Annotated in this window: 17 protein-coding genes and 1 tRNA gene; 8 read left to right on the top strand and 10 right to left on the bottom strand. The window is 45.9% G+C overall.

The annotated features are described in order from the left end of the window. Nucleotides 1–11: 11 nt before the first annotated feature. Together spxB and V7R88_RS03210 are read right to left on the bottom strand one after the other, a co-directional pair. Nucleotides 12–1,751 (bottom strand): pyruvate oxidase, encoded by a 1,740-nt coding sequence (gene spxB / locus V7R88_RS03215; RefSeq protein WP_003641101.1) that lies wholly within the window; start codon nucleotides 1,749–1,751, stop codon nucleotides 12–14. A gap of 618 nt (nucleotides 1,752–2,369) precedes the next feature. Then, complete coding sequence (locus V7R88_RS03210; RefSeq protein ID WP_063731332.1) at nucleotides 2,370–3,677, bottom strand: NCS2 family permease; 1,308 nt, start codon at nucleotides 3,675–3,677, stop codon at nucleotides 2,370–2,372. Nucleotides 3,678–3,966: 289 nt separating this feature from the next. Here V7R88_RS03210 and V7R88_RS03205 point away from each other — a divergent pair, with 289 nt between their 5' ends. Continuing rightward, on the top strand, nucleotides 3,967–4,128 hold the full coding sequence (locus V7R88_RS03205) for a hypothetical protein (RefSeq protein WP_003641099.1): 162 nt from the start codon (nucleotides 3,967–3,969) through the stop codon (nucleotides 4,126–4,128). Between the two features lie 155 nt (nucleotides 4,129–4,283). Here V7R88_RS03205 and V7R88_RS03200 read toward each other — a convergent pair whose 3' ends face one another. Then, on the bottom strand, nucleotides 4,284–4,769 hold the full coding sequence (locus tag V7R88_RS03200) for a MarR family winged helix-turn-helix transcriptional regulator (RefSeq protein ID WP_003641098.1): 486 nt from the start codon (nucleotides 4,767–4,769) through the stop codon (nucleotides 4,284–4,286). A gap of 156 nt (nucleotides 4,770–4,925) precedes the next feature. Between V7R88_RS03200 and V7R88_RS03195 the strand changes: the two genes are divergently transcribed. The 6 genes from V7R88_RS03195 to V7R88_RS03170 all read left to right on the top strand — a co-directional run bounded on the left by V7R88_RS03195 (nucleotide 4,926) and on the right by V7R88_RS03170 (nucleotide 12,963). Then, nucleotides 4,926–5,735, top strand: coding sequence for a LicD family protein (locus tag V7R88_RS03195; protein ID WP_214334666.1), 810 nt, complete (start codon nucleotides 4,926–4,928; stop codon nucleotides 5,733–5,735). A gap of 355 nt (nucleotides 5,736–6,090) precedes the next feature. Further along, nucleotides 6,091–7,620, top strand: a complete 1,530-nt coding sequence (locus V7R88_RS03190; RefSeq protein WP_214417597.1) for an HD domain-containing protein — start codon at nucleotides 6,091–6,093, stop codon at nucleotides 7,618–7,620. Next, nucleotides 7,621–9,777, top strand: coding sequence for an RNA degradosome polyphosphate kinase (locus V7R88_RS03185; protein ID WP_114648298.1), 2,157 nt, complete (start codon nucleotides 7,621–7,623; stop codon nucleotides 9,775–9,777). Between the two features lie 2 nt (nucleotides 9,778–9,779). Beyond that, a complete protein-coding gene (gene ppx / locus V7R88_RS03180) occupies nucleotides 9,780–10,733 on the top strand; it encodes an exopolyphosphatase (RefSeq protein ID WP_054398977.1) in 954 nt (317 codons plus the stop codon). 169 nt (nucleotides 10,734–10,902) lie between these two features. Further along, the gene (locus V7R88_RS03175) at nucleotides 10,903–12,336 is read left to right on the top strand and encodes an MFS transporter (RefSeq protein ID WP_114648297.1); all 1,434 of its coding nucleotides are present in this window, start codon (nucleotides 10,903–10,905) and stop codon (nucleotides 12,334–12,336) included. Nucleotides 12,337–12,450: 114 nt separating this feature from the next. After that, nucleotides 12,451–12,963 (top strand): VanZ family protein, encoded by a 513-nt coding sequence (locus V7R88_RS03170; protein WP_054398979.1) that lies wholly within the window; start codon nucleotides 12,451–12,453, stop codon nucleotides 12,961–12,963. A 184-nt stretch (nucleotides 12,964–13,147) separates the two neighbouring features. Here the strand turns inward: V7R88_RS03170 and V7R88_RS03165 are convergent, their stop codons facing one another. The 4 genes from V7R88_RS03165 to V7R88_RS03150 all read right to left on the bottom strand — a co-directional run bounded on the left by V7R88_RS03165 (nucleotide 13,148) and on the right by V7R88_RS03150 (nucleotide 15,247). Then, nucleotides 13,148–13,378 carry a hypothetical protein gene (locus tag V7R88_RS03165; protein ID WP_054398981.1) on the bottom strand — a complete coding sequence of 77 codons (231 nt, stop codon included), beginning with the start codon at nucleotides 13,376–13,378 and terminating at the stop codon, nucleotides 13,148–13,150. 269 nt (nucleotides 13,379–13,647) lie between these two features. Beyond that, nucleotides 13,648–14,070: a Spx/MgsR family RNA polymerase-binding regulatory protein gene (locus V7R88_RS03160; protein WP_003641090.1), complete on the bottom strand. Its 423-nt coding sequence runs from the start codon at nucleotides 14,068–14,070 to the stop codon at nucleotides 13,648–13,650. A 225-nt stretch (nucleotides 14,071–14,295) separates the two neighbouring features. Further along, nucleotides 14,296–14,367, bottom strand: a tRNA-Asn gene (locus V7R88_RS03155). Between the two features lie 97 nt (nucleotides 14,368–14,464). After that, on the bottom strand, nucleotides 14,465–15,247 hold the full coding sequence (locus V7R88_RS03150) for a hypothetical protein (protein ID WP_054398983.1): 783 nt from the start codon (nucleotides 15,245–15,247) through the stop codon (nucleotides 14,465–14,467). A gap of 304 nt (nucleotides 15,248–15,551) precedes the next feature. On the opposite strand from V7R88_RS03150, the gene glpK reads away from it, so the two are divergent. After that, nucleotides 15,552–17,078 (top strand): glycerol kinase GlpK, encoded by a 1,527-nt coding sequence (gene glpK / locus V7R88_RS03145; protein ID WP_054398985.1) that lies wholly within the window; start codon nucleotides 15,552–15,554, stop codon nucleotides 17,076–17,078. Nucleotides 17,079–17,993: 915 nt separating this feature from the next. Here the strand turns inward: glpK and V7R88_RS03140 are convergent. The 3 genes from V7R88_RS03140 to V7R88_RS03130 form a co-directional block, all read right to left on the bottom strand. Next, nucleotides 17,994–19,193, bottom strand: coding sequence for an MFS transporter (locus V7R88_RS03140; protein WP_054398987.1), 1,200 nt, complete (start codon nucleotides 19,191–19,193; stop codon nucleotides 17,994–17,996). 295 nt (nucleotides 19,194–19,488) lie between these two features. Further along, a complete protein-coding gene (locus V7R88_RS03135; protein ID WP_054398989.1) occupies nucleotides 19,489–20,241 on the bottom strand; it encodes a nitroreductase family protein in 753 nt (250 codons plus the stop codon). Continuing rightward, complete coding sequence (locus tag V7R88_RS03130) at nucleotides 20,242–20,667, bottom strand: hypothetical protein (protein ID WP_003641081.1); 426 nt, start codon at nucleotides 20,665–20,667, stop codon at nucleotides 20,242–20,244. It abuts the gene before it with no gap. Between the last annotated feature and the right edge of the window lie 18 nt (nucleotides 20,668–20,685).

Raw genomic sequence — 20,685 nt, 5'->3', positions numbered from 1 at the left:
ATCTATCCAAATTAGTTTGTTTGAGCTTGTTTTAAGAAGTAGCTGAACGGCTTCAACGCTTGAGCATCATACTTCTTGACAAATTCAGCAATCTTGTCTTTATCTTGCCATGCGTCATCGAGATACATATGTTCCGTTGTAAATGGCATTGCATGCGTTAACTTCACATCAATGACAACTGGCTTATCCGTCTTCTTAGCGTCTTCAAGGGCTTGCTTGAATTCAGCCTTGGTCCGAACGGTATAACCAACGGCACCATAGCCTTCGCCAACCTTGGCCCAATCAGTATCTGGCAAATCGACACCAGAGAGTGGTTGATGGCTATCATCAGTCTGTTCAGCTTCAATAAAGCCTAAGGTCTCATTACTGAAGACAATGTTGATAATGTGCAAGTTATACTTAACTTGTGCCAAGATTTCTTCTGACAGCATTGCGAAAGCGCCGTCACCGCTCAGACTGTAGACGTCCCGATCTGGGTAGTTGACTTTAGCAGCCAGTGCAGCAGGAACCCCAAAGCCCATTGTTGCATAAATCCCAGAAGTTGCCCATTTCTGGTCATCGTGCATTCGGATCAAGCGTTCAAAGTTAATATTAACATTGCCGACATCGATAGCCCAAACAGCTTTGTCACTAGCTTCTTGGTTCAAGACATCAAAGATTGGTTCGGGGCGAACTGGTGATTCAGTGCTATCGTTGAAGCTGGCTTGCCATTTGTCCCAGTTCTTTTTATCAGCAACCGCAGCGTCATAAAAGGCTGAATCATCGCGCGCTTCACCAGCTGCATTGATCGCCGCTAAAGCTTTTTTCGCATCCGCCTGAATAGCAACGTTCGTATGGTGGCGCTTACCAAATTTTTCACTATCAATATCGATTTGAATGACCTTAGCCTTCTTATTAAATAAGAAGATACTGAATGGCACGTTGTTACCGACCCAGAGAATCAGATCCGTACTAAAACCAATTTCGGCACCCGGTTTAGGTGCGACCCGTCCCGTGGAACCTAAGTAAGCGGGATAGTCGTCTTCAATGATCCCCTTCGCTAATACTGAAGAGACAAGTGGCATCTTAAACTTTTCAGAAGCAGCTTTTAATTCTTCAGCCGCGTCCTTAGCGCCAACGCCAAAGTAAATCATTGGTGACTTAGCAGCCTTGATTAACTTAACCGCGTCAGCAACTGATTCAGCGGTTGGTGCAGGATAGTTAACAGTGTGCACGCTCGCATTAGTTTCAAAGTTGTCTTCAATTTCGGCCCAACCAAAGTCCTTAGGAATCGTCAAGACAGCCACACCATTGTGTGCATAGGCTTGACGAATCGCTTCATCAGTCATCATTGGTAAACTTTCAGCAGTCATGGCGGTCCGATTCCAAACAGCCACATCGTCAAAGATTGGTTCTTCATTCATTGCTTGGAAGAAGTCCATGTTCATCCGCTTAGTAGGAACTTGTGCAACGATTGCTAACATTGGAATACCATCTTCCTTAGCATCGTACAATCCGTTCAGTAAGTGGACAGCACCAGGGCCAGCGGAACCAAAGCAGACGCCGATCTTTCCAGTTAGCTTATAATCAGCGGAAGCGGCAATCGCACCAGCTTCTTCGTGACGTACTTGGATGTACTTCAACGTTTCCCGTTGATTATAGATGGCGTTCATCGTTGAATCGAACGACCCACCGGGCAAACCATAAATATGTTTTACGCCCCACTTCTGAATTACTTTTAATACGGCATCTGAACCACTAATTTTAGCCATTAGTAATGTCCTCCTCTGATATATTTTAATTATCAACTTTACGACTTTATTGTAATCACGAATTTTTAAAATGTAAACGCTTTTATCGATAGATTTTATCTATCATTAGAAATTTTGCGAAACTTTCTATGGTTTACAAGCGTTAACGACGGGCTTTGGAGCGTTTTTTATTTTTTTAAAAAAAACGTATTTTTTTGTATTTTTATATTTCGTATTATTTTCGACACCGGTATACCACCTTAACCACCGTACTAATTGTGTATTTGTCTTATTAAATCGAATTGGTACGGGTACATCCCCACTCGTTACGCTTGCCCCACTTAGCAAATCTCGGCCGATTGACTGCTCATGAGCTAGTTTCAAGATAGTTTTTGATGATGGCGCTTACATTTCAATGTTTATCCTAACTTTCTGATTGCTTCACCTCCCCCTTCTATCACTTGAATGACTCTAGTATAGTCACCTCCTGCGTAAATCAACTTGACGCCCATCAAGTTTTAGCCGATTTCGCGTCAAAAAAAGACTACCAACGCCACGTGCGTCAGTAGTCCGTTTAGAATTAAGTCATTTAAATTATCTGTAGCTGGCCAATAACGTCGAACTGGCCATCATTACCTGTCAGACGTTTAATATCCACAAGAAGATAATGAAGATAAAGAACAGCACGTACATCAACGGGTGAACTTCCTTGGCATGCTTAGTCGCAACCATCGTAATGACGTATGCGATGAAGCCCAAAGCGATCCCGTCAGAAATACTGTACGTCAATGGCATCCCGATTACGGTGAGAAATGCAGGTACGGCAATTTCAAATCGTTCCCAGCTGATCTGCTTCAAAGATTCGGCCATCAGCACACCCACAATGATCAGTGCGGGTGCAGTAACTTGATCCGTCACCACGTTCAATAACGGTGAGAAGAATAAGCCAAGAATGAATAGCGCACCAGTAACGACCGCACTCATCCCGGAGCGACCACCGACCGCGATTCCGGCCGAAGATTCAACGTAAGCCGAGGTTGGTGAGGTTCCCAGCACTGAGCCAACTAACATGGAAGTTGAATCGGCCATTAGTGCTTTACCGACCCGCGGCATTTTATTATTTTTCATAAATCCGGCCTGTTCTGCCAAACCAACTAGCGTCCCGGCCGTATCGAAGAACGTCACTAACAAGAATGTCAACACAACAATAATCAATTGTAACGAATTAATATCACCAATATGGCTAAGTGCCACACCAAACGTTGGTTTTAACGAAGGTGCTGCTGAAACGATCGTTGATGGCATCTTAATCAGACCAGTTGCTAACCCTAAGATTGAGGTTAAAACCATCCCGATAAAAATCCCACCGGGAACTTTGCGACTCATCAAAATCAACGTGACGATCAATCCAAAAATAGTTAACCAGGTCGTTCCAACTGTCAATGATCCCAGACCAACAACCGTTGATTTGTTGGCAACAATTAAGCCACCACCATGAAGACCAATAAAAGCAATGAAGAACCCGATCCCCGCCGAAATTGCTAACTTCATATCCCGCGGAATCGCATCAATAATCATTTCCCGGAGCTTAAAAATCGTAATCAAGATAAAAATCACGGCTGCAACGAACACCCCAGCCAGAGCAGTTTGCCATTTAATGCCCATTCCAATAACTACGGAATAAGTAAAGAACGCGTTAACGCCTAATCCTGGTGCAATTGCTATCGGGTACTTAGCAACTAACCCCATCAATAAACAGCCTAACGCTGACGCTAAGGCCGTCGCGGTGAAGACGGCGCCCTTATCCATCCCCGAAGCCCCGAGGACGCTCGGATTAACAAATAGGATGTATGCCATCGAAACAAACGTGGTCAAGCCAGCCAGCACTTCGGTTCGCATTGACGTTTTCAATTCTGAAAAATTAAAATATGCCGCAATTTTATTCATGATTCCCTCCAGATATTCGCCTAAATTATAATTGCACAATTGTAAACGTTCGTGTTTTGGTGCTCTTTTAACGTATTTAATCGTATCATTTTGTTTATTTAAAAGCAATAACCGAACGCTAAATAATTTCGAATCTGTTTAATTGCGATTTTTAATTTGGATTAGCTTGCGGTAGAATGAAATTGATAAAGCGTGTTCATTGCCTTAAAACCGCTCTTGGTCTTCACGGCCTGTCTTGACCGTCAGACAACCAACACGTCATGATTCTCCATAAAAAGGTGTGATTTAAATGGCTGGTTCCAAAATTACGGCAATCTTCTTTTTAATTCTCTACGCCGTCCTGCTCTACTTGGTCTTCACGATGCAAAACATGTTAGCGATGTATTTAATGGCAATTGGCATGTTTCTTGAAGCATGTGAGGGCGTCTACCATAACTTTTTCAAACATTGATTGCCGCAGCAAATTCCGGTGACTCTGGGCACTCAATGGGTGTTCGTAACAAAACAGACTTCTCAAGAATTGCGGTAATTCCTGAGAAGTCTGTTTTGTTTAACCCAAACTCGCCGTGTGCCAATACCAATTCAGTAATCGGTTCCAAGTACAACCTAGTGTAGAACGGGGTGTGACTGTGGCTCACCGAGGTCCGTGACCTGCTGACTGAAGGTCCCCATCATCTTGAGCACTTGATCAATCTGTGGTGCGCCCAACTGGTTGACCCAGTGATCAAAGTGCTGGGTAATGGCTTGGTCGACAATCCGTTCGACTTGTTGTCCCCGTTCTGTTAAATGTAAGTAGAGCCGCCGCCGATCACGCGGATCTGGCACCTGAAAAACATAGTGTTGCATTAACAATGATTTGACTTGCCGTGAAATCGCGCTTCGCGTTACTTGTCGCTGAATTGCAATATCATTGAGTGTCACTTCATCAGTCGTGGCAATGCGCCGCAATATTAAAAATTGTTCAAATGACAGTTTATTTTGACTTAAAGGCCAAGCCACTAAGTCCATCATAATTTTGGTTGTATTTTGATATGCTTCAAAATAATCATTGAGAAGTTTGCTTAATTCGTCACTGTTCATCGCGATCACCATCACTTCATTAACTTTTGACCAAATATAACACGCCTTTAACTGTTTTGCATGAAATTACCCGTAAATTCCAACGTTAAGCATCCTCCCTAACAATTTTGTGCAACAAAGTGTATGATGAAAGTAGTTGAAACGCTTACGTAAAAAGGAGACGAGACCATGCCCCTGACACCCTTACACCAAGTTGAATTGCGCTTGATGCGTACCGTCATCGCAATCTGTGAGGCTGAAAATATCGACTATTTTCTGATTGGTGGTTCCCTACTCGGCGCCATTCGGCATCACGGGTTCATTCCGTGGGACGATGACATCGACATTGGAATGCGCCGTCGTGACTATCAGCGCTTTATTGCCGTCGCCAGCCGCCACCTTGATCCCAACAAGTTCTTCCTACAGACTGGTGCCTCCGATCCTGATTATGCACTCAGTTATATGAAGCTATTGGATGTGAATACTTACATTGAAGAACGTAACAACGTTAATAATGCGTTCAAAGGCGTGTTTGTTGACATCTTTCCGTTTGATAAGATTCCGGATGACGAAGCGCTACGCCGTTCACAGATGTTGCACTATAAATTAGCGGACGCCGCAATCCTGCTCAAGTTGAACTATCGCTTTGTCAAAACTCCACTGCGTAACTTGATCACGAAGCACACGCCGCAGCAACTAGCTGAAGTCAATCGGTATAAGCTGGAACGTGAAGAATACATGCGTCTGTACGAACAATCAGACTCCCGGACATACAAAAATTTGGCGTCCCAATACGACTACGAAAAGGAAATCATGACCTATCAAGAATTGACCGAGCTGACAGTCGTTCCGTTCGAAGATATTCAAGTTAAAATTCCTAGCGCGTACGACACCATTTTGGCCCGGATGTATGGTGATTATATGCAGCTGCCACCAGCTGATAAACGAGTTGAAAAACATCTGAACAAACTAATTATCGATAATCACGAAATCTTGTAATCTCAACTAGCGTGGTTCAGGCGTACTCGTTACGGCTGAACCACGCCTTTTCTGTATGATACGCCAGACTTTAAGGTCAAGCTCAAGAGAGTTGGAAAAGTCCAAATCAGTATCACCTCAAGGACTCGTCTGCCCATCAGACGCGCTGAAGTAACAAGGACCCGGCTACACGATTCATGCAAAGTTAATATGGGTTTTAATTACCCTTAACTTTCGAATAAAAACTAAAAGTAATCGCTAACTGTTTCACCACTAAAATACTAATTTAACTAACCCCAACCTGTGTTAAACTTAAAGCAAATACGTGACTTTAACCTTATTGGGGGTCAGGAATTCATAAAAATGGGGGATCGCCATGGCAGCAAAATTATTTGGAATTATGATGATTAACGTTCAGAGCATTGAACTGTCGATCGTCAATCTACGCACATTACGCCAAGTGGAACGGGTTCGTTCCGACGTTTCACTCGGTGAAGATATTTATGATCAACATACGATCGATTATGATTCAGTGGAGCAAGCTGCTCAAGCCTTGAGTGGTTTCGTACAAATCATGAACGATTACGGCGTTAAGGACTACCATTTATGGGGGTCGTGGTCCTTGTCATCCGCCAACAATGCCGACTATATTCAAGACCAGTTGCTCGTTCGGACGGGGCTCAAAATCGACTGGTTATCGAGCAGTCAGGAAACCTACCTGCGTTCAGTTGCGGTCGCGGTACACTTTCCACGTTTCAAGGAAATGATCACAAAGCCGACTTACTTATTAGGAATCAACTCTGGGAGTGTCGGTATTTCACACTATGATCAGCGCAACTTTGTCTATTCTCGTAGCCTCCGTTTAGGACCAGTTCGAATCGCGGAAGTTCTTGAAGATTTGCAATCGAGCGTGCCTAACTATGTCGAAGTTTTGGATGATTATATTTCGAGTCAAATCGTTGACTTTGGTCGCTTCTTGCCTGGGCGAAGAGATCAGCCTAGTAACGTCGTCATGCTCGGCGTCGCGCCGTTTGCCACCCTCTTTCGCCAACAACAATCAAAAGCTGGCGTGGAGGAACTCAGCAAAGCAGATTTTCAAGCTTTATATGAGGACGTGTTGAACGCTTCTGACCAGTATTTAATGGATAAATACGAAGTTGATGAAGAAGACGTGCGCCTAATCGTGCCCGAATTACTACTTATTAACGAGTTACTACAACTCACTAATGCTGAGAAAATCTGGCTTGGCAACGTGACCGTGCTGGATGGGTTAATTATTCAAGAAGCCATTAAGTTGGGCTATAAAAAATATAACTTTAATGATCAGATCGTGACGGCCGCCAAGAACATCGCGGACCGGTATAATGTTGAACCTAAGCACCGCGATTTGGTCACCAAATTCTCATTGCACCTGTTCGACCAGCTCAAACCGCTACACCACTTAGGTAAACGTGAACGCCTACTCTTGCAAGTCGCCGCCATCGTGCACGACGTTGGGAGCTATATCGACCCACACCAACATTACTTACATTCGGACTATATCTTGCAGGCCACCGAACTGATGGGGCTGACTGATACTGAAAAGCTCATGGTCGCCTTGATCTCGCGTTACCATAGCGCGCAAACGCCGTCGAAAGACATTCGGCACTTTGGACACCTACAAGTCGAACAACGCTTACTAGTCTCCAAGCTATCCGCCATCTTGAGAATTGCGGACGCTTTGGATGACGGTCGCAAACAAAAAATTGATAAGATTTCCGTTTCGATTCGCAATCCACGGGTCATCATTACTTGCTTTGCTCATGATGACCTCTTCTTAGAAAATTGGGTATTCGCACAAAAAGCGGAATTCTTTAAAGAAGTCTTTGGTTTAACACCAGTGATTAAACTACGGGGGGTACGTTAAATGAATTATTATAAAGAAAGTTATTATACAAACCGTGAACTCAGCTGGCTTGATTTTAACTATCGTGTCCTTGATGAAGCACGTGATAAGGATAACCCCTTGCTAGAACGTGTCCGTTTTCTCGGGATCACACAGAGTAATCTTGACGAATTCTTCACGGTCCGGGTCGCATCATTACGTAAATTGATGTCAGTCAATTACACTAAACCGGATCCCGCGGGACTGACCGCTGCTGATCAAGTCAGTGCAATCAGTGATAAAGCCCACGAGATGGTCAAGCGTCAATACAATACATTAAACCGCTCGCTTTTGCCATTGCTGGAACAGCACGCGATTCATCTCTTGTCGATGGCTGATCTAAACGAGGAACAACACGCCTTTGTTAAGAACTACTTTGACGATGAGCTGTACCCGGCTTTAACACCGATGGCAGACGACTCTTCACGCCCATTCCCGTTCATTGGGAATAATACACTCAACATCGCCTTACGGATTTATAAAAATGGGGATAAGAAGGACCGCAAGTTTGCCACCGTTCAAGTGCCGGACGTCTTTCCTCGCGTGGTCGTTTTGCCAGGCGCACCGAACCAGTTTATTCTGATTGAGGAAATTATCAAAGCCTTTGTCGGCTCACTATTTATCAACTACACGGTCAAGGAAACGAGCTGTTACCGCGTCATGCGGGATTTGGACTTAGATGTCGCCGAAGAGGATACTTCGGACTTATTAAAGGAAGTTCAAAAACAATTAAAGATGCGTGAACGCGGTAAGGTCATGCGCTTAGAAGTCGAAAAGAGTATGAGCAAACATCAACGTACGCGACTCGCGAAAGCCCTTGGAATTAACGAAAGCGCGCTATACGTTATCAACGGTCCCCTCAACTTGACCTTCTTATCCAAGCTGGTGAAAGTCGTGCAGGGCCACGAAGACTTGAATTATCCAAAATACCATGCCTACTATCCCGCGAAGTACCGCGAACGATCCATCTTTGATCTCATCAAGGACCACGACATTTTAATGCAATATCCGTACGATGATTTCAAACCCGTTGTGGACTTTATCCATGAAGCTGCGGAAGATGAGGACGTGTTAGCCATTAAGATGACACTGTACCGCGTATCAGCCGATTCACCAATTATCAAGTATCTCGGCCAGGCTGCCCAAAATGGCAAACAAGTAACCGTTCTCGTTGAAGTTAAGGCCCGTTTTGATGAAGAAAATAACGTTCACTGGGCGAAAAAGCTTGAAGAAATGGGTTGTCACGTAATTTATGGTCTGATCGGGCTTAAGACACACTGTAAGCTGGCCCTCGTTGTTCGGCGTGAAAACGAAGGTATCAAGCGCTATATGCACATGGGCACTGGGAATTATAACGATGTCACCGCCCATTTCTACACGGATATGGGGCTTTTCACCGCTGATACGGATATGGGGATCGATGCTTCCAACATCTTTAACATGTTGTCTGGCTATTCTGAACCACCGTACTTCCACAAATTGCACATCTCACCAGATGGCATCCGCGACTTTATCAACGAAAAGCTGGATGATGAGATTGCCATTGCCAAAGCTGGTCGGCCTGCAGTTGTGAAGATGAAGATGAACTCGTTATCTGATCCACAGATTATTAGTAAACTCTACGAAGCCTCGCACGCTGGTGTTAAGATCCAACTGATCATCCGGGGGATTTGTTGCTTACGAACGGGTATCAAAGGCATCTCGGATAACATTGAGGTCCACTCGATCATCGGTCGCCTGCTAGAGCACAGCCGAATCTACTACTTCAGCAACGACGGTGAACCGCAAATTTACTTATCCAGTGCGGATATGATGACCCGTAACCTAAATCGCCGGGTCGAATTATTGTTCCCGCTGCTTCAGCCAGAAATCAGTCACCGTGCGATGACAATTTTTGAAACGATGTGGGCTGACACGGTCAAAACGCGTATTTTGCAACCAGATAATACGTACGCCCGTGTGGATGGGCGCGGCTTAGAGGTTTTAGACTCGCAAGCCGAATTCATTCACGAAGCCGAGCAAGCGGTCAAGGCTGATCACGGCGAGACTACGCCCACAAGCAACGCGCACCAGTTCATTCCGATGATGAGTCCCAAGAATGAACCCGATGCCTCAGATCTTGATAGAGAGGATGATTAGCGATGGAAAACTTTGCGGTCATTGACTTAGGTTCCAATTCATGTCGAATGACAATTACACAGATTCAGGAAGACGGTAGTTATACGGTCACTCACCGACTCAAGGAAATGGTACGGCTATCCGAGAACGAAAACGCCACGGATACGCCGACCCTTCAAGCCGATGCCATTGACCGCACGATTGCAGCGCTAAAGTCGTTTGCTGCGGTCTACAAAGACTTGCCCAACTTAACCATCAAAGCCGTGGCAACTGCCGCGACACGCAAGGCTAGCAACCAAAAGAAGTTTCTCAAACGCGTTAAAAATGATGTTGGGCTAGACATCGAAGTGATTCCTGGAACAACCGAAGCCTATTACGATTATCTAGGTGTGGTCAACACGCTCCCAACGACCAACTGCGTCATGGTCGATACTGGTGGCGGTAGCTGCGAACTCGTCCTTATCGTAAACGGCCAAGCTAAGGAGTTAATCAGTCTGCCGATTGGTGCAGTCAGCTTATCCGAAAAGTTCGGTCTCAACGACCAAGTCACCGCGAGCCAATTATTTAAAACGATGACGTTCGTTGATAAGATCTTTAATAGCGTCTGGTGGTTGCGGAACGGTCTTAACTTGCCACTCGTCTGTTTAGGTGGCAGTAACCGGACGTTAGCCAAGATTAACCGGCGCAAATGCAATATTCTCAACTTTGAAGATATTCACGGTTATCGGTTACGCGACAACGCCATCTATGACACGTTCAACACTGTCATTAGTCAGGATGCGGCTGGGCGTGCGGCTATTCCTGGATTAGCAAAGGACCGGGCTGATATTATTGTTGGTGGGATGATTCCTGCCATTAGTCTGATGCGCTTCTTAGATTCTGACCGGATGATTTTCTCTCAAAATGGCTTGCGTGAAGGTATCCTATTCGAGCACCTGACTGCTTTAGCCGAACAAAGCGCTAAAGTCAGCGAATAAAAAAAACGGACTGACATTTTTATCAGTAGTATGCTAGGATTAAAGCATTAATAAATTCATCAAGGTCGTCTTTGATGCTTGTATATCTTTACAATGGGATCTCCATTGATCAAGAAAAGCGTCGTTTCACACACGAAACGAGCTGGCCTTGATCAATGGAGGTTTTATTTTGTCTACAACAACACCTGTCATCCCAACCCAAACGAAGGTTGCAATTTTTGGCACCGCCAGTCTGGCTTTTTGCGGCATTTTAGTTGAAACATCGATGAACGTTACTTTTCCGACCTTGATGCACCAATTCCACGCCACTCTAGCAACGGTACAGTGGGTTACGACCGCCTATTTGCTCGCCGTAGCCGCTACCATGGTCATTACGGCGTTTATTCAACAACGCTTCCACTGGCGGACGATTATTAACGTTGGCGGGGCCGGTTTCGTCCTCGGCGGTTTATTATGTACCGTCGCGCCACAACTCTGGTTATTACTACTCGGTCGGATCATTCAAGCCATCGGAACTGGCTTAGCATTACCATTAGTGTTCGCGCAAATCATGACCCAAGTCCCTTTCACTGCTCAGGGTCATTTTACGGGGACCGCTGGAATGTTGATCGCATTGGCCCCTTCACTCGGACCAACGTATGGCGGCTTAGTGACACAGTTGTTATCCTGGCGCTTGATTTTCGGCATCACCCTACCGTTTGGTTTGATTGCTTGGCTGATTACGGCCAAAACGATCCGCCAAACACAGGCACCACGGTCACGGCCGTTCCCCTTATGCCAATTCGGGCTAGTCGTCGCGGCACTCATCCTACTGATTTTTAGCGTCAATAACCTGAGCACATATGGCTTAAGCTTAGTATTTGTCGGGTTACCACTGTTATTAGCGGTACTCGCCGTACTGACTTTTGCCCGTTCGGCAACCCGCACCACGCACCCGCTAATCAACCTGGCCGTCTTCCAACAGGGTAACTTTACCCGGGCGCTTCTCATTTACTTCTTCATTCAATTCATTCAGATTGGTCTGACTTTCCTGCTCCCCAATTTTGCACAACTCGCTTTGGGTAAAAATGCGTTAGTGTCGGGCTTAATGCTATTAGCAGGGAGCTTATGTTCAGCGGTGCTGTCACCTTTGGCCGGTAAATTGATGGACCATCGCGGTATTCAGCGACCGTTCCAAATTGGTAGTGGCTTTTTGTTGTTGGCAACACTGGGCTTGGCAGGACTAGCCCAGCATCTCTCGGTCGGCTTGATCATTGGCTTATTTGTTGGCTTTCAAATTGGGTTCAGTTGCTTATTTAACAATGCCCTGACGTATGGCTTACAACAATTGCCGCCCCAACTAATGGGCGATGGCAACGCGCTTTTCAACACCCTACAACAGTATTCCGGTTCGCTCGGTACCGCCATTATGGCCGTCTTGATTACATTGGGTACCCGCATCGCACCGAGTGCTTCGAGCACGATGCAAACCACCCTCGGCACCCAGATTGCACTCTGGTTCAGTCTAATTATCACCATGATCGTAGTAGCTTTAGCGCTGACCACGAAACCAATTGCGAATATGGCTGGCGGCCAACATCAATCACGATCATCTAACCACTGATTTACTTGGGATTTGGTTAAGCCGGTAAAGGCTTCGTTAAGCTTCACGTCTTCTTTACTTCTGACCACCGAGTTTACGGTAAGATACAGTTAATCAAAACCGAGGAGTGGTGTCATGCGCTGGGAACCGTTCAGAATTATTTTAATAGTCGCAACACTAAGTTGTTTAGTGATTCTTGTCCACGTTCGCCAACCACAGGCCCGGACGCGGCAACTACTCAGCCTAGGTTACTTATTTGGCCTGAGTGTCATCCTGTTTACCCCCCTGTCATTCGATGGGACCGCTGTCTATGTCATGCCGGCGGGTGTCGGTCAGGTGAACCTATCACGGCTATATCTTCACGGACTAGGCTTTATCGAAAATATCATCCTAACGATACCGTTGGGCTGGGGAATTAAACGCCACTTTCATCACTACTCACTATTGGGTCTCGGATTAACGGGCTTGTTGATGGGTGCCAGCATTGAAAGTCTGCAATATTTCATGTCACAACATTGGCTGATCAATCGCAGTAGCGATATCAACGACGTCATTGCCAACGCAGCGGGTATCCTGCTTGGTGGACTCGTCGCAGCTACCTGCCAATTTGTGGCTCAACGTCACAAGACCAGCATCGCAGATTACTGATCACAATTACACGTTGTCAGTGCATCTTGATACTTGAATCCCCGGAGTTGCTGGCTATACGCACTAGTTCTCCGTGCATCACGGCATCGTGCGCAATTTAAATTCACAAAAACAGTGTCCAAAAAAGACGGTTATTAGACCAATAATAGTCTAACAACCGTCTTTTGGTGGCGTCTGCTCAATGTTACTTGTTAGTTGTGGGCTTGTGATCACGCGCGGCACGTTGCGCTTGCTGATCTTGATGCCAGCTAGTGGGACTCCATAATTGCCCTTCCATTGAACCCCGTAGACTCTCGATTTCAGCTTGTTGGTCATCGATCACCTTAATGATGCTCTCCACAATAACTTGATTATCAGCCGTTTTCAAAGCGGCGAGCGCCTGGATCGCCCAGGCGGCTTTGTCTTGTTCACTCATTATGTTAAAATCTCCATTTCCTGTAAGGCTTTTTTACATTGTACACAAACTAACCGATTATACCAAGTAATCTGCTTACTCAACAAAGATAACAGCCGCTTACCGTTGCTTGAAACAACTGCCCCCCACGATACGCCGCCGTTAAGATGACACGCACTCAGACGCACCCTGGTGTCCGGCTGCTATCGCGCTTTCGACAAAAAACCGACCCTTCAAGAATGCCATCGCAATTCTTGAAGGGTCGGTTTCGTCTCAAACGCTAAATTTGATTAACCAACTGCTTGTTGATCATCGTCATAAAGTTTTTGTTGAATTTCACGTAATTCAGACTTACGTACCGAACGTGGCAAAAATGCCCGAATGTCCTCTTCGTTATAACCGATTTGTAACCGCCGACCATCATAAATGATTGGCCGCTTGAGTAATTGTGGTTTTTCAACTAATAGGTCCAATAACTGATTGAATCCTAAGTCCGACAAATCAATGTGTAATGCTTTGAAAGCCTTAGAACGCGTTGAAACAATGTCCTCGAAGCCATTTTCAGTGAGCCGGAGGATTTGTTTCAATTCATCGCGATCCAGAGGATTAGCAATAATGTCGCGTTCATTGAATGGAATGTTATTCTCAACTAACCATGCTCGCGCACTACGACTAGACTTGCTGGACGTTGAATAATATAAGTTTACTGTCACGATGAATTCCTCCTAAGTTTCAGCAAGTGACTTTGCACCACTTACTTTAATATAGTAAGTATACGGTTTTAGTCAAGAATAGTCAAGGTTTGTCAGGACTTTTTTTGCTTAATTATTTCTAAAGTTCCACCAGTCAGTTACCCATCAGACACCAGCAGTATCCTAAGCTCGTGCCGACAAAAGCGGTATCTCACGAGATACCGCTACTTCACTAAACATGACCAACTGCCCGGGCTGGGATCGAACCAGCGACCTCTTGATTAACAGTCAATTATTCTACCGCTGAACTACCGGGCAATGTCTATGACTGTATTTATACACGCTTTTATGATAGAAAACAAGTCTTTCTTAAAAAAAGTCACATTAAATTCACATAATTAATAGGATACACCCCTCAAACAACGTACAAACCTAACCAGGAAATCACGGCAAAGTCCTGCTTTGAAAAGCGTTGCGCTAATGTATTAGTAATTTCTAATTCACTTAACGTTGTTTTTAACTCGAAGTAATAGTCGCCGCGCTGGTTATGCAATGCCAGCTGCCACTTGCCGATATCCTCCCAGCAAGTCGTATCGGGAGCGGCCTGCTGATGCTTAAATAACACGTGGAAAGTCGGCTTCCACGTCTCGTGATCATCTCCCGTGACTCGAATCAGGCGACACACTTCACGGTGACAACGAATCGCTGCTCGAGCACCGGTGATAATACCAGCCACCATTAACCCCGCACCAAGTGCCAACCCCACTAATAACAACCGAGTTAATAGCGGCGTTGCTTGCAATTGCGAGCTAATCACAATCGTCGCACTCATCATGAGCCAGACCGCCAGGACCCAGCCATTGAGCCAATTCAAAGCCATATCGCGGGCATGCCGATACACGACTAAGCGGTATTGTTGATCATTATTGACCACGCGTTGTTTAGGGGCTACAGCTGAATAGACCACCGCCATGTCATTATGAAACCTATAACTCGCAAGTGGTTGGAAGACCGTCGTCATAGCCTGCAACGTCGTCTGTGGCATATACTCGGCAATCAGCTGACGTGCTTGTGGAACTTCTGTAAACTGATAAGTTAGACCGTGAATCGCCGTCAGCTGGTACCCCCGCACTGCCTGCTGATTGAGCCAAGCGACCTCGGCAGCGGAACCTTTAAGGAAAAAGCGTCGTTTTTGCATACTAGGAATCCTCCATTTCGCACTGATTTGAACCCCCATTATATGCTGATTGGTCTACATTTCAAATATTCATTAATCTTAGTTCAGCACCGTTACTAACCGTTGTACAAATACGGTGTTATCAAAATAGGAATGGTAACCCTTTCCTCGTTTTAACGGATTGGTATGGGTGTGATAGTTGATTTCAGGTACTTCATGAGATGCTGGTTCATATATTAAGTTTTTGATATTTATTCACAAATCCAATTATCCATGCTAGCATCAAAGATGATGTTATTGATTACAATCTTTGGAGGAACAAGTTATGTCAGCCAAATATATCATGGCCATTGATGAGGGGACCACTAGTACCCGCACCATTATTTTTAATCACGCCGGTCAAAAAGTTGCCGACGCTCAAAAGGAGTTTCCACAATACTTTCCGCAACCGGGTTGGGTCGAACATGACGCCACCGAAATCTGGAACGCGGTTTCCTCAACAATCGCCAATGTTTTAATTGACGCTAATATTAAACCTAATCAAATCGAAGCCATCGGGATCACTAACCAACGCGAGACTACCGTTGTCTGGGACAAACAGACTGGCTTACCGATTTATAACGCCATCGTCTGGCAGTCCCGGCAAACTGCACCGTTAGCCGAGCAACTCATTGCTGATGGGATGGGCGATCTAATCCACCGGCACACTGGCCTAGTGACTGACGCCTACTTTTCAGCAACGAAGATTCGCTGGATCTTAGACCACGTTGATGGCGCCCAAAAACGTGCGGAACGTGGCGAACTTCTTTTCGGTACCATTGATACTTGGCTCGTCTGGAAACTGACTGGTGGCGAGACCCACGTCACCGACTACACCAACGCCAGTCGTACCATGTTATTCAACATTCACGATTTACAATGGGATCAAACGATCCTCGATTTACTAAATATTCCTGCCGCGATGCTCCCAGAAGTGCGTTCCAACTCTGAAATTTACGGCACGACTAAGGATTACCTGCTTTACGGCAGCCAAATTCCAATCAGTGGAATGGCCGGTGACCAACAGGCCGCACTATTCGGTCAGATGGCCTTTGAACCTGGTATGGTCAAGAACACTTATGGTACCGGTGCCTTTACCGTCATGAACTTGGGCGAACAACCGCAATTATCCGATCACAACCTTTTGACGACCATCGCTTACGGGCTTGATGGCCACATCAATTATGCACTTGAAGGCTCTATCTTCGTAGCGGGTTCAGCCCTACAATGGTTACGCGATGGCATGCAACTGATCGAATCCGCACCGGAATCCGAAAGTCTGGCACTACAATCCCATAATCACAACGAAGTTTACGTGGTCCCCGCCTTCACCGGATTGGGTGCGCCTTACTGGGATTCCGAGACCCGTGGCGCCGTCTTCGGCTTAACCCGTGGGACCACCCGGGCTGACTTTGTTAAAGCCACACTACAATCACTGGCCTACCAGTCCCGCGACGTCATTGATACGATGAAAAACGACGCCAACATCACCATGCCCACACTCATGGTCGACGGCGGTGCCGCCCGCAACAACTGGCTGATGCAATTTCAAGCCGACATCTCAAATGTCAAGATCATCCGGGCCGCTGACCTCGAAACGACCGCACTCGGTGCTGCATTCTTAGCCGGCCTAGCCGTGGGATACTGGCAAGATTTGGACGAACTCAAATCAATCCACCAAACCGGCAATGTCTTCCAACCCCGAATGGCCGCGCCCAAACGTGCGAACCTTTACCAAGGCTGGCAAGCCGCCGTCAAAGCAGCCCAACTATTCAAGCACACCCCAATCGACGCCCAATCAAGTCCCAACTAAACTAAATTTCTAATCAAAAACGCCGCGACTGAAGTCAGTCACGACGTTTTTAGCTCAGCACTATTTTCCTTGCATCCATCACTGCCATTCTCATCTATCCGACAATCCGCACTGTGTTCGTTGCTTTTCATGATTAAAACGTGCCGATTAGGTGGATTCCTGTTCGTCAGCCGGTGAGCGTCCTATTCCGACCTCCGGGGCTGGGTGACAATTGCTGGAACGTAAGCCGACGTCGATTTGAGCCCGTGCACAACCCGCCCGGTCTCAAATACGAGTCTTATTCTAAGCCGGAAGAAATGCACTTCCAGCTAAGAATAATTTGGCTACTGAGCATTGTCACCCAGCCCCTCCGGTCGGTAAGCCGCTCGAATGGCTGATGAACGGCCACTTAACTTGGTACAATTGGTCGCTGATTATTTTGATAATGGAACTTTAAACAAAGGGTTAGGATGCATAAGGCACTCTGTCAGGAGTTTCAATCTTATTATTCTAATTCAGACCTGTTGAGCTATCTCGATATCACTTTCAGTCTGACAGTTGATTGACAAAATTACCGTTTATGAAAAGCAACGACCAATTCATCAAAAGTTGGGTACCTCACTGTCTGCCATTCGAACACTATCCCGACTGGAAGGCGTTTCTGACAATGCCCAGTGGTGAAATTTCACTTAGCAAGCGTCTTGTGCTTGGTTAGTGAAAGGCCAGTATTTAAGACGTGGGCTTCGGCTTAAATCTGTGCCCACTACGTTCCGGCAATTGGCAGAAATGCCTGGAGGTCGGCGTAGGACGAACGAACTAAGCAGGTTTACGCTAACCCGAACTGTTTCCAGCGGGCCTAAGCTGGCTGCTTTTGAATTTAAAAAATGGCACGTTTTAATCATGATTGATGACAGATTAATGAACATCGCGTGGGGGTTATGATAATTGTAGTTCGTCTACTTTTTTGAAGGCGTGACTGGCTAGAAATAGCAGGAATATGCCGGCATAAAAGAGGGCAAATAGTAATAAGAATAGCCGTAGATCAAAGCGGTCGGCTAGGAAGGAAAAAGCTAGAGAACCCAGTGGTAAGGTCACGGAAACCAGTGTATAAAAGCAGGTCATTACCTTCCCAAGTTGGTCTGAACCGACCGTCGCTTGAATCATCGGTGTCTCAAATACTTGCGTCAGTCCTTGAAAGACAAAGCTCAGTAAGTAAATGATGGCAAACAGCCAGAACTGGTTGTACGACACTACTGTCAAGATCATGAATAACGCACGCCCAAAGTTGCCGATGAGGTAAGACTGCCGAACGGTCAACTTTTTTAACTGTCGGTAGACTACCGTCATCCCTAATAATATTCCAACGGCTGACATCGACTCCAAAATACCGTAGTAGATTGAGCCACCGAAATGCCGGCCGAATAAAACGACGTACGTATTCAAACCGCCAAAGAAGAAATTCATGACGACGCTCGCAAACGTCAATAAACGCAGCAGTGGATCAGTGCTGATAATTTTGAAACCAACCAGAAGCTGGTTGAGATACGAGGCTTTTTCCCGTGGGTGCTGCTGACGGGGTTCAGCGAGTTTGATCCGCCTAAAAGTGACAACGGTAACGACAAACGTGACTGCATCCATGATTAAAACACCGAGCACTGAGCAAAGGCTGATCAAAAATCCAGACAGCGCGTTGAACACGTAATCCGTTCCCTTGTAGGCAATCGACATGTCCGCTTGCGCTTGGACGAGCTGGTCTTGCTCAACAAGCAGCGGTACTAACGCATCTTGAATCGGATAAGCGAGTGATCCAAAAAGGGCCGCGACGAATACCAGCCCGACATAGATACCTGGCAACTTAATATGTAATGCAACTAATCCAATTAGCATGACCACGATCACTAACTGTGAAAATTCAACCGCGACTAATAATCGGCGTTTAGAATGTCGGTCGATGCTGTCACCAAACAAAAACAATAACACGCCCGGTAAAACAATGGCCACATTCATGATACCAATCCACAACGCACTGTTGGTCAATTGGAGAATGAACCAGTTCATGGCAATCATGTAGATGCTATCGCCAGCGTTACCCACTGCTCGCCCTAAGACGAGCTTTCTGAAGTTTGTATTAATCACATTATCCGCCCCTTTCAAACCTCCAACAATATCACTAGCAGGCGTTAGCGTATGGACTGACTAAGCTTTTACTTGATTCTAGTGATGCCGACCTAGCCCTGATTAGTGAATATCATCTTGTATATTATTATATTATCATTAACAAAAAAACAATATTTAATCTTATTTTAATAATAAATGATAGACCGCCTTTTCCTGCCACAAAAAAATCCCATGTCAGCCAATAGTGACATGGGAGCATTACGATTACCGGCGATGGTTCGTTCAGCCGTTTTGATTCTTATTATAGTAACGATCAGTGGTCCAATTCTGGCAAAAAACCCTGCCGCCTGGCGATTGTCAAAAACTCTCGTCGTTTGGCCGCTGAGTGGGTCGCTTCCTGCGTCATGTGTGCTAAGTGTTCCGTACGGGCGTGACTACTCCGATGTAGGTAATACTGATTCAAAACGCCATCAAACCGGTCCAGCTCCGCCTGATAACTCGCGGGCTCAGCATAGGTATCTTGAAATAACACAGCTGGCAACCCTAATCGGGGTTTCTTTTCAGGTACATCCGCTGGGTGTCCTAGCTGCAACCCAAAGACGGGTAACGTCAAGTCCGGCAAGTGTAGTGCATCGATTACCGCCTGCGTGTCGTTGTTGATTGATCCGAGTACAACGCTACCAAGACCCATGCTTTCAGCGACCATCACCATCGCCGCTGTAATCAACGTGGCATCTTCAATACTACCGGCAAAACGGTCAAATTCAGTCAGTGCCCGGCGCGTCGTTGCGCCCGGTGCTAGCGCGACGTTGCGGTGTTGGTCCGCAACCACAACTAATAAACGGCCGTTTTCACCAACCGTTGGCATCGTCGTAATGGCGGCCAATTGTTGCCGTAGTGCTGGCTGAGTGATTTCAATCAAACTATATGCTTGTAAATATTGGCTAGTCGGCATCTGCTGTGCCGTCGTGATGATTTGCGCGAATTGCGCATCACTAATTGGTTCAGTGGTAAATTGTCGCCGCGTTCGATGGTCCTGTAAGGTTTCAATCACACTCTTTGTCACTTAAAATCGCTCCTGTTCTTGTTGTAATTCCCGTGACCAGTCCGTTAATTGTGGCAACACGTCCAGGTTCAAGTTAAACACAATTCGTTGACACACTTGATCAAGCTGTACGCTCCGAAATAAGGGATAACGGGTCCTGCCCTGATCCTGGTGTATGATAACACTTAACGTAACCAGCTCATCTAACGCCGTTTCTAACAGTGTCATCGCACGCTGCGGAAAATATTCTCGCTGTAGTGCCGGCGCGTCCAATGAACAGCCTGCCAACGCTTCAACATCTCGCCGAGTCAATAACAAACTTTCCGGATGTTCGCCAATTAATCGACTTAAAATCTGAACAGTCAATTGGGTCTCAAACGCGTTACGAAAACGAAAACGGGTCTGGAAATGACTTTGAATAAATTGTAGCAATGCCCCATTCTTCATTTAATAACGAGCCTCCTT

It is taken from the genome of Lactiplantibacillus argentoratensis, from assembly GCF_037290055.1.
GTDB lineage: Bacteria > Bacillota > Bacilli > Lactobacillales > Lactobacillaceae > Lactiplantibacillus > Lactiplantibacillus plantarum.
The sequence above is the reverse complement of the archived record's forward strand: the minus strand, read 5'-3'. Positions and strand labels throughout refer to the sequence as shown.

Excerpts from the sequence above, each read along its gene's own strand:
- ppx (WP_054398977.1), top strand. The coding sequence starts at position 9,780 with ATGGAAAACTTTGCGGTCATTGACTTAGGTTCCAATTCATGTCGAATG.
- V7R88_RS03150 (WP_054398983.1), bottom strand. The coding sequence starts at position 15,247 with ATGCAAAAACGACGCTTTTTCCTTAAAGGTTCCGCTGCCGAGGTCGCT.
- V7R88_RS03170 (WP_054398979.1), top strand. The coding sequence starts at position 12,451 with ATGCGCTGGGAACCGTTCAGAATTATTTTAATAGTCGCAACACTAAGT.
- V7R88_RS03205 (WP_003641099.1), top strand. The coding sequence starts at position 3,967 with ATGGCTGGTTCCAAAATTACGGCAATCTTCTTTTTAATTCTCTACGCC.
- V7R88_RS03190 (WP_214417597.1), top strand. The coding sequence starts at position 6,091 with ATGGCAGCAAAATTATTTGGAATTATGATGATTAACGTTCAGAGCATT.
- V7R88_RS03165 (WP_054398981.1), bottom strand. The coding sequence starts at position 13,378 with ATGAGTGAACAAGACAAAGCCGCCTGGGCGATCCAGGCGCTCGCCGCT.
- spxB (WP_003641101.1), bottom strand. The coding sequence starts at position 1,751 with ATGGCTAAAATTAGTGGTTCAGATGCCGTATTAAAAGTAATTCAGAAG.
- V7R88_RS03130 (WP_003641081.1), bottom strand. The coding sequence starts at position 20,667 with ATGAAGAATGGGGCATTGCTACAATTTATTCAAAGTCATTTCCAGACC.
- V7R88_RS03200 (WP_003641098.1), bottom strand. The coding sequence starts at position 4,769 with ATGGTGATCGCGATGAACAGTGACGAATTAAGCAAACTTCTCAATGAT.
- glpK (WP_054398985.1), top strand. The coding sequence starts at position 15,552 with ATGTCAGCCAAATATATCATGGCCATTGATGAGGGGACCACTAGTACC.
- V7R88_RS03210 (WP_063731332.1), bottom strand. The coding sequence starts at position 3,677 with ATGAATAAAATTGCGGCATATTTTAATTTTTCAGAATTGAAAACGTCA.
- V7R88_RS03195 (WP_214334666.1), top strand. The coding sequence starts at position 4,926 with ATGCCCCTGACACCCTTACACCAAGTTGAATTGCGCTTGATGCGTACC.
- V7R88_RS03185 (WP_114648298.1), top strand. The coding sequence starts at position 7,621 with ATGAATTATTATAAAGAAAGTTATTATACAAACCGTGAACTCAGCTGG.